Source organism: Anaerobacillus sp. CMMVII (genome assembly GCF_025377685.1).
Taxonomy (GTDB): Bacteria; Bacillota; Bacilli; order Bacillales; family Anaerobacillaceae; genus Anaerobacillus.
Map to the genome: position 1 here is coordinate 139015 of NZ_JACEHK010000010.1, position 14232 is coordinate 153246.

Genomic DNA, 14232 nt, shown 5'->3' on the forward strand with positions numbered 1-14232 from the left:
CTTTCATGAACAAAAAGAACAAAAAGACCTTTATGTTCAAATTATGACGAATTTATGACTACGTTGTATAATTTTGAATAGTTAGAAAATAACGAATATAAAGGGGGATAACAATGAAAAAGTTTAAACGTACTTTATTAACTGCATTAGCTGGAATATCATTATTGTTCGTTGCAGCTTGTGGTGGGGGTGCTGATAAAGCAGCAAGCTATCCAACAACAGTAGTAATTGGTACCGCTTCCCAAGGTGGTTTGTACTACATTTACGGTTCGGGGCTAGGTGAGTTACTTAATAAAGAACTTGGAATTACGTCTAATGTAGAAGTAAGTGGGGGACCTGTTCATAACATGCAATTGGTTCAGAACAAGGATTATGATATTGGATTAGTAACATTAGGTCCAGCGTACGAAGGATATATGGGGGAAGGCGACTGGACAAATGGACAAAAGCTTGATGATGTTCGAATTGCTTTTCCAATGTATACAACACCATTCCATTGGTGGTCTGTCGACCTTAACGTGAAATCAATTGATGATATAAAAACTAAGCGTAATGTTGGGGTAGGACCATCTGGTGGTACTTCAGGAACATATCTCCCAATTATTCATGATGCATTAGGAATTGATGCAAGACCTGTTCAAGCAGGGGCAAGTGATATGGTCAGTCAGCAAATGGACGGTCAATTAGATGTCATCGGATTTGCAGCAGGTGTTCCTATCCCAGCTGTACAAGAAGTCCTTGCACAAAAAGAAGTTAATTTATTTGGTATCACAGGAACCCAACGCGATCAAGTCATTGAAAGACTACCTTATTTCGATAAGTACACAATTCCTGGTGGAACATATGAGCAAGTTTTAGAAGATATTGAAACAATTGCAATGTTTAACTTCGGTATTGTTCATAAAGATGCTGACGAGCAATTTGTTTATGATCTTGTAAAGACATACCATGAAAATAATGAGTATATGGTAACAACAGCAAAAGCAGCTTTAGAAGCCGTTCCTGAAGCGATTCTAAATAATACTGTAGTTCCTCTACATCCTGGAGCAATCCGTTATTATGAGGAAATCGGCATTAAAATTCCGGACTCTGTAAAAAAATAATTCTAGTTTAGTAGAACAAGGCTTTTCGTCATTTGATTGGTGGAAAGCCAAGTTTACTAATAGCCAATAACTGTTCTTCGTTATTTAAAAAAATTGTTGCTTATGACTAAAAATGAGCTTAGTTAATGAGCAATATGAGTTAAGAGAAACTATTAGTCTAATAGTTCGCTCTTTCTTCTGAAAAGAGCGAATTAAAAAGTAAGTAACAATTCTTTTAAAGAATATTGGAATAAAGGGAATTGGCTAAAAAAGGAGGCGTTAATTGTGACAACTGAAGAGAGAAAATCGATTTTAACTGAAGAGCAGGCGAAAGAGATCGAAAAGATGGAAGACGTAGGAAATAACTCTAGAGACTTAACGGGAAACATGAAAATGATTTTCACAGTGATCGCAGTAGTTGGTGCACTTTTTCATCTATTTGTTTTAAATTTTTATCCACTTGATCCGTGGGTGTTCCGTAGTGTCCATTTAGCTTTTGGTGCGGTACTAGCGTTAATGTTATTTAAACCTCGTAAAAACGGGTCTAATAAAATTGCGTTGATTGATTGGGTACTTATTCTGGCTATCATTTTTATTACTAGTTATATTTATATGAACTTATCAACGCTGCTCTTCCGCTTCGGTGTCATGCCAACGTTTATGGATTCAATTGTAGCATTAATTGGATTGGCCATTGTTTTTGAGATTACTAGAAGAACGAGTGGTTGGACATTACCGATTTTGGCAAGTATCTTTGTGCTATACGCCTTTCTAGGTCCTTGGTTACCAGGGATTTTAAAGCACCGCGGTTATGCTTGGGATCGATTTGTTACGTATATATTTGGTTTAGATGGTGTTTTCGGTGTTACCTTAGATGTCTCTTCAAAATATATTTTATTGTTCATTATTTTTGGAGCTTTTCTACAATTGTCAGGGGTAGGCCGTTATTTTATCGATTTTTCATTCTCTTTAGCTGGAGGAATGCGTGGCGGACCAGCAAAGGTGTCTGTAATCTCTAGTGGATTAATGGGTATGATGAACGGAACATCGGCAGGTAACGCAGTTGCCACGGGTTCATTAACAATCCCATTAATGAAAAAAGTCGGGTATACAGGTAGGTTTGCTGCTGCGACCGAAGCGACCGCATCTGCTGGTGGCCAAATCATGATCCCAATCATGGGGGCAGGTGCCTTCATTATGGCAGAATTAACGGGGATTAGGTATTCAGAAATTATCATTGCTGCTACAATACCAGCCTTGCTTTACTTCATATCTGTTTATTTTATGGTCGATTTTCAAGCGATAAAGAATGGGATGAAAGGAATACCTAGAAAGGATTTACCTTCTCTAAAAGGAATATTCAAACAGGCATATTTATTCATTCCCATTATTCTACTAATCGGAAGTCTATTAAGTGGTTATAGTGTTATTCGTTCGGGAACAATATCTATCCTTGCCTGTCTACTTATTAGTTGGATAACACCCAATAATAAAATGGGACCAAAAGAGGTAATCGAAGCGTTAGTTCTTGGGATGAAAAATACGATCCAGCTATTAGCGGTTTGTGCAACAGCGGGTGTAATTGTTGGTGTAATTGCCCTAACTGGTGTCGGCCAAAGGTTTAGTTCAATGTTACTAGGAGTTGCTGATACAAATATCTTACTTGCGTTAATTTTTGCGATGCTAATCTCTATTATTCTTGGTATGGGGATGCCGACAACTGCAGCCTATGCAGTAGCAGCATCAGTAGTTGCACCTGGTTTAATTTCAATCGGAATTCCATTATTGACAGCCCATATGTTTGTATTTTATTTTGCGGTAATGTCAGCTATCACACCTCCAGTAGCCTTAGCAGCCTATGCGGCAGCTGGAGTGGCTGGAACAGACCCTTTTAAAACCGGAATTACTGCCTTTAAGCTAGGGATAGCCGCCTTTATTGTACCGTTTATGTTTTATTATTCGCCACAGCTAATGATGGAAGGTAGTGGTGTAAGTATCGGTTGGTCATTTGTCACCGCTTCCGTAGGAATTTACTTATTAGCTGCATGTGTTCAAGGGTGGTTTGCTAAAAAAGAAACTGGAATTATAGTGAGGATACTACTCATTGCAGGCTCTTTATGTCTCATTAATGCTGGTTTAATCATGGATATTGTTGCAGTTGCAATTGTTGTTGTTGCGATTGTTTATCAAAGATTTATCCAAAAAGACAAACAAATCCATTGAATAAGGAAAGTATCGCATAAAATTAAAATCCATAAGTGTCAGTTACCAAGTAGTTAGATACGTGTAAACTCTTACATCTAACTACTGTGGTACCTGACACTTTTTTTAAAGATAAGAATGTATAAAATTTCAACGTAATAACTGTCTAGCTCCACCGCCCAGCCCCTCGAGGTCAAATAACCTTCGAGAATAAAAGTGAAAGAGCACACTTTTTTTCTCGAAGAACATTTGCTAGTCGGGGCTTAACAGGGCGCTTGCGCTTTTCTTAGCATATTGATATTTATTATTCTGTAACTAAATCACCATGAATGAGATAAGGAATAGAAATCCAAACAGTAATCGACATTTAACCGAAGTAGTAAGGCAGGAATTCTTTCTTTCTGGTAATTTAACAAAATTAAATATAAAAGGCTGTTTTCATAAACTTTGTTGCATTAGGTCGTCTTTTGAGAAAAAATAAGTTTTTTGGGACAAATTTATTTGCCCCAATGGCTTATATTTTCTCAAAAGCTTCACGCAAAGTTTGAAGTACCAAGCATTCGCTTGGTTACGACCTAAAAGCAAATAGTAACGATCTTTTAGAAAAGAACGATATAAAAAAACATTATTGACATTTTAATAGAACGTGTTATTATACATAAGTATGAATAATCATTAATGAAAACTACTATAATTACTTAGAAACATAGGAGGTACGAAAGATGAAGATTTTAAAATTTGCATTATCATGTGTATTAACAGTTGGGTTATTGGCGGCGTGTGGAACAGGTGATGAAAACAAGGAGCAACAGGGAACTGGTGGGGAAGCACCACAGGAAAAGGTAACGTTAGTAATGGGGACATCTGCTGATTATCCTCCATACGAATTCATCGATACTGCAGTAAGTGATGATATTATTGGTTTTGACGTAGATATTGCAATGTATATTGCTGAACAACTTGGCTTTGAGCTAAAAATACAAGATATGGATTTTAATGGTTTAATTCCAGCACTTACAAATAACCGAGTTGATTTTGTTTTAGCGGGAATGACGCCAACTGCAGACCGTCTTAAAAACGTAGATTTCTCTGATATTTATTATGTAGCTGAACAAATGATTGTAAGTAAGGCTGATAGTGGGCTTACTAGTCTTGAAGATCTTGCTGGGAAAAAACTAGGAGTTCAGTTAGGGTCAATTCAAGTTGAATTAGCTAATGATATTGCTGATGAAGTTGGAGATGTAGAAGTATTAGAAAGAAATAAGATTACTGATTTAATCCAAGAGCTAAAGTCAAATCGTATCCATGCAGCAATTATTGAAGACAAAGTTGCCGAAGGACACTTAAAAGCAAATACTGACTTAGCTGCATTTCTTATTGAAGAAGAAGGCGAAGCAGGTTCAGCTATTGCTTTCCCTAAAGGTAGTGAATTAAAGGATCAGTTTAATGAAGTACTTCGTGAAATGATAGAAAACGGAGAAATGGAAAAGCTAATTATTAAATGGTTCCGACAAGAATAATTTTATAAATAGAGAGGAATGAGATAGGCATGAATTTGGATTTTTCCCAAATCGTGCCTTCTATCCCTTTTATACTGAAAGGGATATGGGTCACGTTACAAATAGTTAGTGTTTCACTTATATTTGGATTTATCTTAGGAACTATTTTATCGATACTTAAGATCGGTAAATTTGCTATTCTGAGATGGATTGCAGATGCTTATACATCTGTTTTTCGAGGAACACCATTGATTTTGCAATTATTTTTAATTTATTTTGCAACACCACAGGTGATTGGATATGATATTACTCCTTATCAAGCAGCGGTGTTAACCTTCGGATTAAACTCAGCTGCATATATATCTGAGATCATTCGCGCTGGAATTCAAGCTGTCGATAAAGGGCAAAAAGAGGCAGCGGAGGCATTAGGTATACCGTATCGACCAATGCTAACAAACATTATCTTACCTCAAGCCATCAAGAATATTTTACCAGCCTTAGTAAATGAATTTATTACGTTAACAAAAGAATCTGCCATTATTTCTACAATTGGTGTTTTAGATATCATGAGAAGATCCCAAATTGTCTCAGCTGAAAAATATATCGCCTTCGAACCGTTGATATTTGCTGCGTTATTATACTATATTCTCGTAATGGTATTGACTCTCTTAGGTAGAGTTCTTGAGAGGAGGCTAAGACGTAGTGATTAAAGTTAGAAATCTTCATAAATCATTCGGGAAGTTAAACGTACTAAAGATATTAGTACCGACATTGAAAAAGGTGATGTGGTTGCCATTATTGGACCGTCTGGGTCAGGTAAATCAACCTTGTTACGTTGCCTAAATTTACTGGAAACACCTACATCAGGTCAAATCTGGATTGGTGACCAAGAGATTACGAACCCAAAGATAAATATTATGAAAGTGCGTCAAAAAATAGGGATGGTTTTTCAACATTTTCACTTATTCCCTCATATGAATACGATTCGAAATATTACGTATGCACCAATGAAAGTAAAAGGTCTTAAGGAAGCAGAAGCAAACGAGAAAGCCCTAGAATTATTAAGACGAGTTGGACTAGAAGAAAAAGCTAACGAGTATCCCGTAAGACTTCAGGTGGTCAGAAACAACGTGTCGCCATTGCTAGGGCATTAGCAATGGAACCAGAAATTATGCTATTCGATGAACCTACATCTGCCCTTGATCCTGAAATGGTAAAAGAAGTATTAGATGTTATGAAGTCTTTAGCTAAAAGTGGGATGACAATGGCGATCGTTACGCATGAGATGGGTTTTGCTCGTGAAGTTGCCGATCGTGTATTCTTCTTAGAAGAAGGCAGGCTTTTAGAGGATACGCCACCAGAGGAATTTTTTGCTAATCCAAAAACAGATCGTGCAAAGGCGTTTTTAGATAAAATATTATAATTACTCTTAAGGGGATGACTTTGTCACCCCTGTTTTTTTGTTAGATAACGTTTATAGTACTTGATGTCTAGATTCAGGCGGCCAGCCTTTTCTTACCAATAAGGAAATTTCACTGTATAATAAGAGCAAACAATTTTGTCTAGAAAGGACACCACCATGTTTAAAATTGGATATCGAACCTTAAAAACAGCTACTGGGGCATCACTTTCAATTGCTCTCGCACAAGCATTTGGCTTGACCTTTTATGCGTCAGCTGGAATTATTACGATCCTGTGTATTCAGAAAACGAGGCGTCAATCCTTACAAATATCATGGCAACGTTTTTTAGCCTGTTGCATTGGTATGCTTTATGGGGCTATTTTATTTGAGGTTATTGGTTATAACCCCTAGCAGTGGCAATCTTATTAGTGTCCTTTATCCCAAGTGTTGTATATTTGAAGGCTCAAGAAGGTATTGCCACTAGCTCAGTCATTATCTTTCATTTATATACTCTTGGGGAAGTAACAATTCCGATTATCATCAATGAATTTGGCCTAATAATTATATGGAGTGGGTATAGCTCTGTTAATGAATGCTTATATGCCAAGTGTTGAAAAAAATTTAAAAAAGGTTCAAATGAGAATTGAAAATAATTTTAAAGAAATCTTTTTCAATTTGCGATTTACCTTAAAGAGGGTGAAAGCAATTGGGATGGGAAAGAAATTACCGAGACAGCACAAATATTAGATGAAGGCAAAGGCATCGCCTTACAAAATATTGAAAATCATTTACTTCGTTATGAAGATCAATACTACCATTATTTTAAGATGCGTGAAAAGCAATTTGAAATCATTGAACGAGTGATGCCGTTAATTTCATCTTTAGATCAAACTGTTGCCAAGGGGAAAAAAATTGCCGAATTTCTTGAAGAGTTAAGTAAGGAAGTGAATCCAAAAGTAAGCTCAATTGACTTTTTACAAAAACTAAACGAGCTTCAGAATGAGTTGAAAGAAATGGAACTTCCAAAAGACCGGCAGGAGTTTGAGATTCGTTCTGCCTTGTATTCTTTTATCAAAGAAATTGAACAATATTTAATAATTAAAAGGCAATTTCGTATTGAAAAAGCATAGCCTAAAGCTATTTAACGTAAAATAAGGAGAAAAACTAGGAGGTTTATCTATGGCTTCCAAACTTTTAGTCATACTCTTATTAGTGATTTCGCCGATTTGGCCACTTGGTCAAAATCCTTTGGTTGGAGATCCTTATCTTATTGTTAATAAAAGAACTAACGAAATGGCTTATATTGTTGGGGGAGAAGTGGAAAAAGTTTATCAAGTTTCAACAGGTAAAACGGACGAGTTAACCCCAGAAGGCGAATTTTCTGTTGTTGTTAAAGCGGTTAATCCTTATTACCGAAGGAAGAATATTGAAGGTGGTACGAAAGAAAATCCATTAGGTACCAGGTGGATTGGATTTAATGCAGAAGAAACGGATGGAAGAATTTATGGGATCCACGGTAATAATGATCCCAACTCCATTGGTCACTATATTACCGGTGGTTGTGTTCGAATGTTTAATGAAGAAATAGAAGAGCTTTTTCAAAAAATTCCCTATGGAACAAAAATTTTTATTACAAGTTCAGAAAAGGACTTTGTCAGCCTTGGGCAAGAACAAGGTGCCATTGAGTAACAAAAAAAGAGATACAATTGTTGTATCTCTTTGACTTTGTCCTAATTCGTGTTAGAAAAACATTGCTGCTCCTGTAAAGAGCGTTCCAATAAGCATTGTAGCAATCATAATATAAATGATAATTTTACGATATTTTCGGGGCATTATTATTACCTCCCAAATGAATTTTACAATCATATTTTACTGTGAAATTGAAAATAAAACAAGCCTATTATCTAAATAGATTTACCTAATTAGTATAGGAAGCAGGATTTTTATTAAATTCTAGAGAAGTGATAACAAAATCATTTAATGGGGGATGAAACTATGGGAGATGAAGTTATTGTTAATCAATGGTTAGAAGCAACAAAAGCATTAATTAAGATACATCCAGATTGGAAACAGAAAACATTGGAGGAAATACTCGAAACGGTTGTCGTTGAACAAGTAAAAGTTCCCAAAAAAATTGACCATATAGGTATCGCTGTGAATTCTATTGATGAGGCACTACCTTTTTATGTGGATCAATTGCAGCTAAAACTGCTTGGAATTGAAGAAGTTTCCACTCAAAAAGTTCGTGTTGCTTTTTTAAAAATTGGTGAAGCAAAGCTAGAACTGTTAGAACCCTTAAGTGAAGAAAGCCCCATTGCACAGTTTATTAATAAAAGAGGGGCTGGGATCCATCACGTTGCCTTAGCGGTAGATGATATTGAGGATCGGCTTAACGAATTGAAGCAAAATGGAGTGCGACTAATAAACGAGAAGCCTGTGCCAGGTGCTGCAAATGCGCAAGTTGCCTTCTTACATCCAAAGTCTGCTCTAGGTGTTTTGTATGAATTTTGTGAGAAAAAGTAAGTAACTCCAATATTTTACGAGAAAAGCATTCAATGATAAAATAAATACAAATAGAAGCAACAGTTTTGAGGATGAGGATTGAATGTAATTAATGTTTTGAGACATTATCGAAATGACCTAACCCTCGCCACTCAAAATGACAAAAAGCTTTACTTGGAGGTTCTACATATGATTAATAAAGAGCGTTTAGTTAATGAATTTTTAGAGTTAGTGCAAGTTGATTCAGAAACAAAATACGAACGAGAAATTGCTGATGTATTAAAAGCCAAGTTTTCTGAACTAGGTGTTGATGTCTTTGAAGACGACACAACCGCAAAATCCGGGCATGGAGCTGGGAATTTAATTTGTACGTTAAAAGAAACAGAAGTGGGAATTGATCCAATTTATTTTACTTCTCATATGGATACAGTTGTTCCCGGAAATGGTGTAACCCCAATCATTGAAGATGGTTATATTAAAACGGATGGTACAACAATTCTAGGAGCTGATGATAAAGCTGGCTTAGCAGCTATGCTCGAAGCAGTCAAAGTTTTAAAAGAAGAAAATATTCAACATGGCTTAATTCAATTCATAATCACAGTCGGTGAGGAATCGGGATTAAAGGGCGCAAAAGAACTAGATCCTTCATTAATTCACGCGAAATATGGCTATGCTTTAGATAGTGATGGAAAAGTAGGGAATATCATTATAGCCGCACCAACCCAAGCAAAGGTGCAAGCAACAGTTTTAGGTAAAACTGCTCACGCTGGCGTTGCTCCGGAGAAAGGGGTATCTGCAATTACGATAGCAGCCAAAGCAATTGCTAAAATGCCACTAGGCAGGATTGACTTTGAAACAACCGCGAATATCGGTCGATTTGAAGGTGGCACACAAACGAATATCGTTTGTGATCACGTGAGTATCTTAGCCGAAGCTCGTTCTTTAGTTCCTGAAAAAATGGAAGCTCAGGTTCAAAAAATGAAGAATGCTTTCGAGTCTGTTGCGTTAGAAATGGGTGGTAAAGCAGAAGTCGTAATTGACGTTATGTACCCTGGTTTTAAATATGGCGATGGAGACCATGTTGTAGAAGTAGCCAAGAGAGCGGTAACCTCAATCAATCGAGTAGCAAAACTCGAAACTAGTGGAGGAGGAAGTGATGCAAACGTCATTGCAGGCTTCGGTATCCCTACTGTTAATTTAGCTGTAGGCTACGAAGAAATTCATACAACAAATGAGAAGATGCCAATTGAAGAGCTAGAAAAAACTGCTGAACTAGTAGTAGCTATTGTTAAAGAGGTAGCTAAAAAATAACATCATATCACAGTTACTTAGGCTGACTTTAAGCTGGTTATTTTTCCCTTTTTTGAAAATGGGAAAACAACGGCTTTAGGTCAGCCTATTTATATAAGGCTGTTTTCCAAAAGAGTGTTGTTTTAAACAACAAGATATATCAAGGTCTCAGGGTCTTCTTTTCTAAAAGATTGTTGCTATTAGCTGTTAGTTCGTAACCATGCGAATGCTTGGTTCTTCACGTTTTGCGTGAAGCTTATTTATTCTCAAAAGACGACCTAAAAGCAACAAAGTTTACGAAAAGAGCCATTCTATAAAAATCAAAACTTATGAACTACTAAATAACACTTAAATTATACTATTCCAATTATCGTTTTTTATGGTAAAATATTGAATAAACAGCATTATATTAGAATAGAGAAAGAGGAATTCTATGGAAAATTTGACGAACCTACACACAATGCTTAATCATTTTAGGGGAGCTACTAAAGTAATTGAAATTGATTGGCAAAAAGCCGCAAAGTCAGTTGGACTGACTCAAGCTGAGCTACATACGCTATGGATGATTTATTTTGAAGGACGAGCTTCAATTACAACGATTGCAACTAATGGCTTATGGGACCGCTCGACAGTTATGCAAGTCGTAAAAAGACTTAAGGAGAAAGGTTTAGTTACCGTAGAAAAAGATGATCATGATTTACGAGTTTCATATGTAATTCTTACAGAAGAAGGAAAGAAACGACAATCGTCAACTGCCACTGCTGAATTTCAATTTTTAAACTATATAAACCAAATTCGCCAGGAAGATGAAGAGGGGTTTAATAAGTTAATGAGTATTATCATTGATTTTAATAGAAACTATCATGGTGAAGAATATGTTCAGTGGGTGGAAAAGACAACTAAGATTTATCAGGAGAAATTCTTGTAGCGTTCGTATATAATATAAAAAAGTATATAAATTATTATTGATAATATAGAGGTAAGAGAAAAACACGAACTATAATGCGTATGTCGTTATAATATATTCGTCTTTCTCTTGCTTTTTTTTATTTTGTTTTGTAAGATAGTAAAGGTTAAAAGTTTTCAGAAAAAGACTGATAGGTTTATAGCACAAGGGGGACATATGATGAAGAAATATGACGTAGTAGTTGTTGGGGCGGGTCCGGCCGGAATTTTTACTGTATATGAATTGTTAGAGCAGAAAGCCGATTTAAATGTACTTTTTATTGATAAAGGGCACTCTATTTACAATCGTCGATGTCCTATAAATGAAAAAAAAATAGATAAATGCCCGCCACCAAAAGGGAGAAAGGACTTTGCTGGATGTCTGCCAGCATGTTCGATCACCGCTGGCTTTGGTGGGGCAGGTGCTTATTCTGATGGAAAATTTAATATTACTACTGCTTTTGGTGGTTGGATGCAAGAATATTTAGCACCATCAGAAGTTCTTGAATTAATAAAATATGTTGATGCTATCAACTTAAAACATGGAGCACCAGAGGAAAGTACTGATCCTACAACATTAGCAGTTCGGGAAATTGAACGTAAGGCAATGGGGGCAGGGCTAAAACTTCTGCGTGCGATCGTTAGGCATTTAGGTACTGAGAAGAATCTAGAAATCTTAACTAGTATTTATGAATTTTTAAAGGACAAAGTAGAGATGCGCTTTAGAACTGAAGTCGAGGATATTATGACAGAAAAGGTGAATGATAGTTTTAAAGTGACAGGTATTGTGCTGAAAAATGGTGAAGAAATTGCAGCAGACCAAGTTGTCATCGTACCAGGGCGAGACGGTTCAGAATGGTTAGGTAACCTGTTGAAAAAGCGTGATTATAGAATGATTAACAATCAAGTAGATATTGGGGTGCGCGTCGAAACTTCAGATGTCATCATGGAAGAAATTAATCATCATTTATATGAAGCGAAATTTGTTTATAATACGTCAGTTGGAACTACTGTAAGAACATTTTGTTCAAACCCATCTGGTCATGTAGTTGTCGAAAATCATAGTGGAATCATGACAGCTAACGGTCATGCATATAAGGACCCTAAGCTAGGAAGTGAAAATACAAACTTTGCTTTACTTGTATCTCACACATTTACAGAACCTTTCGATGAACCAATTTCGTTTGCAAAGGAAGTATCTAAACGAGCGAATGATTTATCTGATGGTTCTGTTATCGTCCAGAAATATGGGGATATTCTAAAAGGCAGACGTTCAACAGAAAAAAGGATCCAAGAAGGCTTTTTAGAGCCAACATTAAAAGAAGCTGTCCCAGGAGACTTAGGTCTAGTTCTTCCATATAATACGATGAAAAGTTTGATTGAAATGATGGAAGCACTTGATCATGTTACTCCGGGAATTGCATCAGAGCATACTTTATTTTACGGAGTGGAAGCTAAGTTTTACTCAGCTAGACCGATTTTAACAAACGACTTCGAAACACAAATTTCAGGCCTTTATGCAGGAGGCGATGGTGGTGGAGTAACACGTGGTTTAGCGCAAGCAGGGGCCAATGGTGTCCATATTGCCCGAGCAATAATAAAAAAACGCGCTGAACAACTACAACCTCAGTTAAAAGTGTAAGTTTGCTTCTCTTACATACAGAATTAACACTAATCCCGCACATCTTGTGCGGGTCCTTTTTTATGTATAAACTAAAAGTAAACAATAATTGTGAGTAGATTCAATTCAATGAATTTCATCATTCATTTTTTTCGCTACTAATTTCTAAATGCAATTGCGTAGAACCCATTTGCAACTATATTTAGAATGATATAGTTCGATTAAGTTAATATGAAATTCACTCAATTGTAGAAAGATTTATTACTTATGAAACATCATTGAGTTTCCCCAAAAAACTCAAAACTCAAAACTCAAAACTCAAAACTATAAACTCAAAACTCAAAACTCAAAACTCAAAACTATAAACTAAAAAAGGTGTTTATGATGAAAAAGTTCTACCCAAAAGATGGACGTGTTATTTTTCATGTTGATATGAATAGTTTTTATGCGTCAGTGGAAATGGCTTTTGACCCCTCGCTAAAAGGGAAGCCTGTGGCTATAGCTGGAAATGCAAAAGAACGGCGTGGCATTATCGTAACAAGTAGTTACGAAGCCAGGGCGAAAGGGGTTAAGACAACAATGCCTATTTGGGAAGCCAAAAAGCATTGTCCAGAATTAATCGTAATGACACCAAACTTTGACCGATATCGAAAGGCATCATTGCAAATTTTTCAGTTATTAAAAGAATATACACCTTTAGTAGAACCGGTGTCTATTGATGAAGGCTATATGGACATTTCTGCATGTCATCACTTAGGATCACCATTATTCATAGCTCAAGCGATCCAACAACGACTATTAACGGAGTTGAATTTACCTAGTAGCATCGGAATTGCCCCTAATAAATTTTTGGCTAAGATGGCTAGTGATATGAAAAAACCTTTAGGAATAACGGTATTACGAAAACGGGAAGTGGAAAAGGTACTATGGCCTTTGAAGGTGGGGGAAATGCATGGTATCGGCAATAAGACGGCTGAAAAGTTAAACAAAATTGGAATTTTCACCATTGGTGACTTGGCAAAAAGTGATGTCAATAAGTTAAAACATAGTTTGGGGATCAATGGTGAAAAAATTCATGCTCGTGCAAATGGAATTGACAACCGCCTTGTAGATCCAGATGCTGTGTATGACTTTAAAAGTATCGGTAATTCAACAACACTTCCAAGGGATACCACAAATTTAGATAAAATAAAGCTAATTTTAACTAATTTAGCAGATTCAGTCGCAAGAAGAATGGCTAGAAAAGAGGTTTGCGCAGAAACGATCCAAATAACGATTCGCTATTTTGATCGAAAAACAGTGACTAGAAGCCAAACAGTTGTAAATCCTCTTGATAATCACGAAGATATTTATAAGGTAGCATTGTTACTTTTTACAAAACATTGGAATGGTGAACCGATCCGCCTTTTAGGAATTACGGCCCAGCAACTAGTAGAAAAAAAGCACGCTTTTAAACAATTAGATTTATTTAACTATGAAAAAGATGTAAAAAAATATGAACTGACAAAAATTGTTGATAAGCTTAGAGATCGCTTTGGTGAAGAAGCATTACTTAAAGGTTCTCAATTAAGAGTAACGAAAGAAGACCGGTTAACGGATAAAAGCAAGCGGGGGACGAGTCTAGAAAAAGATTTTTTCTTTGAGAACCGAGATGATGATAGTCAATAAACGGATGAGCTGAGAAGTTCT

At 36.3% G+C, this 14232-nt stretch carries 11 protein-coding genes and 2 pseudogenes; 12 read left to right on the plus strand and 1 reads right to left on the minus strand.

Going from position 1 to position 14232, the window contains the following annotated elements; genetic code table 11:
- The first annotated feature begins 113 nt into the window (after positions 1-113).
- The 7 genes and pseudogenes from H1D32_RS14165 to H1D32_RS14195 all read left to right on the plus strand — a co-directional run bounded on the left by H1D32_RS14165 (position 114) and on the right by H1D32_RS14195 (position 7874).
- Complete coding sequence (locus H1D32_RS14165) at positions 114-1103, plus strand: TAXI family TRAP transporter solute-binding subunit (protein WP_261178954.1); 990 nt, start codon at positions 114-116, stop codon at positions 1101-1103.
- Between the two features lie 264 nt (positions 1104-1367).
- Positions 1368-3305 (plus strand): TRAP transporter permease, encoded by a 1938-nt coding sequence (locus tag H1D32_RS14170; RefSeq protein WP_261178956.1) that lies wholly within the window; start codon positions 1368-1370, stop codon positions 3303-3305.
- A gap of 701 nt (positions 3306-4006) precedes the next feature.
- Positions 4007-4804, plus strand: a complete 798-nt coding sequence (locus H1D32_RS14175; RefSeq protein WP_261178958.1) for a transporter substrate-binding domain-containing protein — start codon at positions 4007-4009, stop codon at positions 4802-4804.
- A gap of 29 nt (positions 4805-4833) precedes the next feature.
- A complete protein-coding gene (locus H1D32_RS14180; protein ID WP_261178960.1) occupies positions 4834-5493 on the plus strand; it encodes an amino acid ABC transporter permease in 660 nt (219 codons plus the stop codon).
- Positions 5486-6206 (plus strand): annotated as a pseudogene (locus H1D32_RS14185) (amino acid ABC transporter ATP-binding protein). Before H1D32_RS14180 ends, H1D32_RS14185 begins: the two are co-directional and overlap by 8 nt.
- A 156-nt stretch (positions 6207-6362) precedes the next feature.
- Positions 6363-7315 (plus strand): annotated as a pseudogene (locus tag H1D32_RS14190) (aromatic acid exporter family protein).
- 49 nt (positions 7316-7364) lie between these two features.
- Positions 7365-7874 (plus strand): L,D-transpeptidase, encoded by a 510-nt coding sequence (locus H1D32_RS14195; RefSeq protein WP_261178961.1) that lies wholly within the window; start codon positions 7365-7367, stop codon positions 7872-7874.
- A gap of 51 nt (positions 7875-7925) precedes the next feature.
- Here H1D32_RS14195 and prli42 read toward each other — a convergent pair whose 3' ends face one another.
- Positions 7926-8018, minus strand: coding sequence for a stressosome-associated protein Prli42 (gene prli42, locus H1D32_RS14200; RefSeq protein WP_153188176.1), 93 nt, complete (start codon positions 8016-8018; stop codon positions 7926-7928).
- Between the two features lie 255 nt (positions 8019-8273).
- Here prli42 and mce point away from each other — a divergent pair, with 255 nt between their 5' ends.
- The 5 genes from mce (at position 8274) to H1D32_RS14225 (ending at position 14211) form a co-directional block, all read left to right on the plus strand.
- Positions 8274-8708 carry a methylmalonyl-CoA epimerase gene (mce, locus tag H1D32_RS14205; RefSeq protein WP_261179266.1) on the plus strand — a complete coding sequence of 145 codons (435 nt, stop codon included), beginning with the start codon at positions 8274-8276 and terminating at the stop codon, positions 8706-8708.
- Positions 8709-8876: 168 nt separating this feature from the next.
- Positions 8877-9998: a M20/M25/M40 family metallo-hydrolase gene (locus H1D32_RS14210; protein WP_261178962.1), complete on the plus strand. Its 1122-nt coding sequence runs from the start codon at positions 8877-8879 to the stop codon at positions 9996-9998.
- A 412-nt stretch (positions 9999-10410) separates the two neighbouring features.
- Complete coding sequence (locus H1D32_RS14215; RefSeq protein WP_261178963.1) at positions 10411-10905, plus strand: MarR family winged helix-turn-helix transcriptional regulator; 495 nt, start codon at positions 10411-10413, stop codon at positions 10903-10905.
- Between the two features lie 195 nt (positions 10906-11100).
- The gene (locus H1D32_RS14220) at positions 11101-12564 is read left to right on the plus strand and encodes an NAD(P)/FAD-dependent oxidoreductase (protein WP_261178964.1); all 1464 of its coding nucleotides are present in this window, start codon (positions 11101-11103) and stop codon (positions 12562-12564) included.
- Positions 12565-12927: 363 nt separating this feature from the next.
- Positions 12928-14211, plus strand: a complete 1284-nt coding sequence (locus H1D32_RS14225; protein WP_261179267.1) for a DNA polymerase IV — start codon at positions 12928-12930, stop codon at positions 14209-14211.
- The last annotated feature ends 21 nt before the right edge of the window (positions 14212-14232 follow it).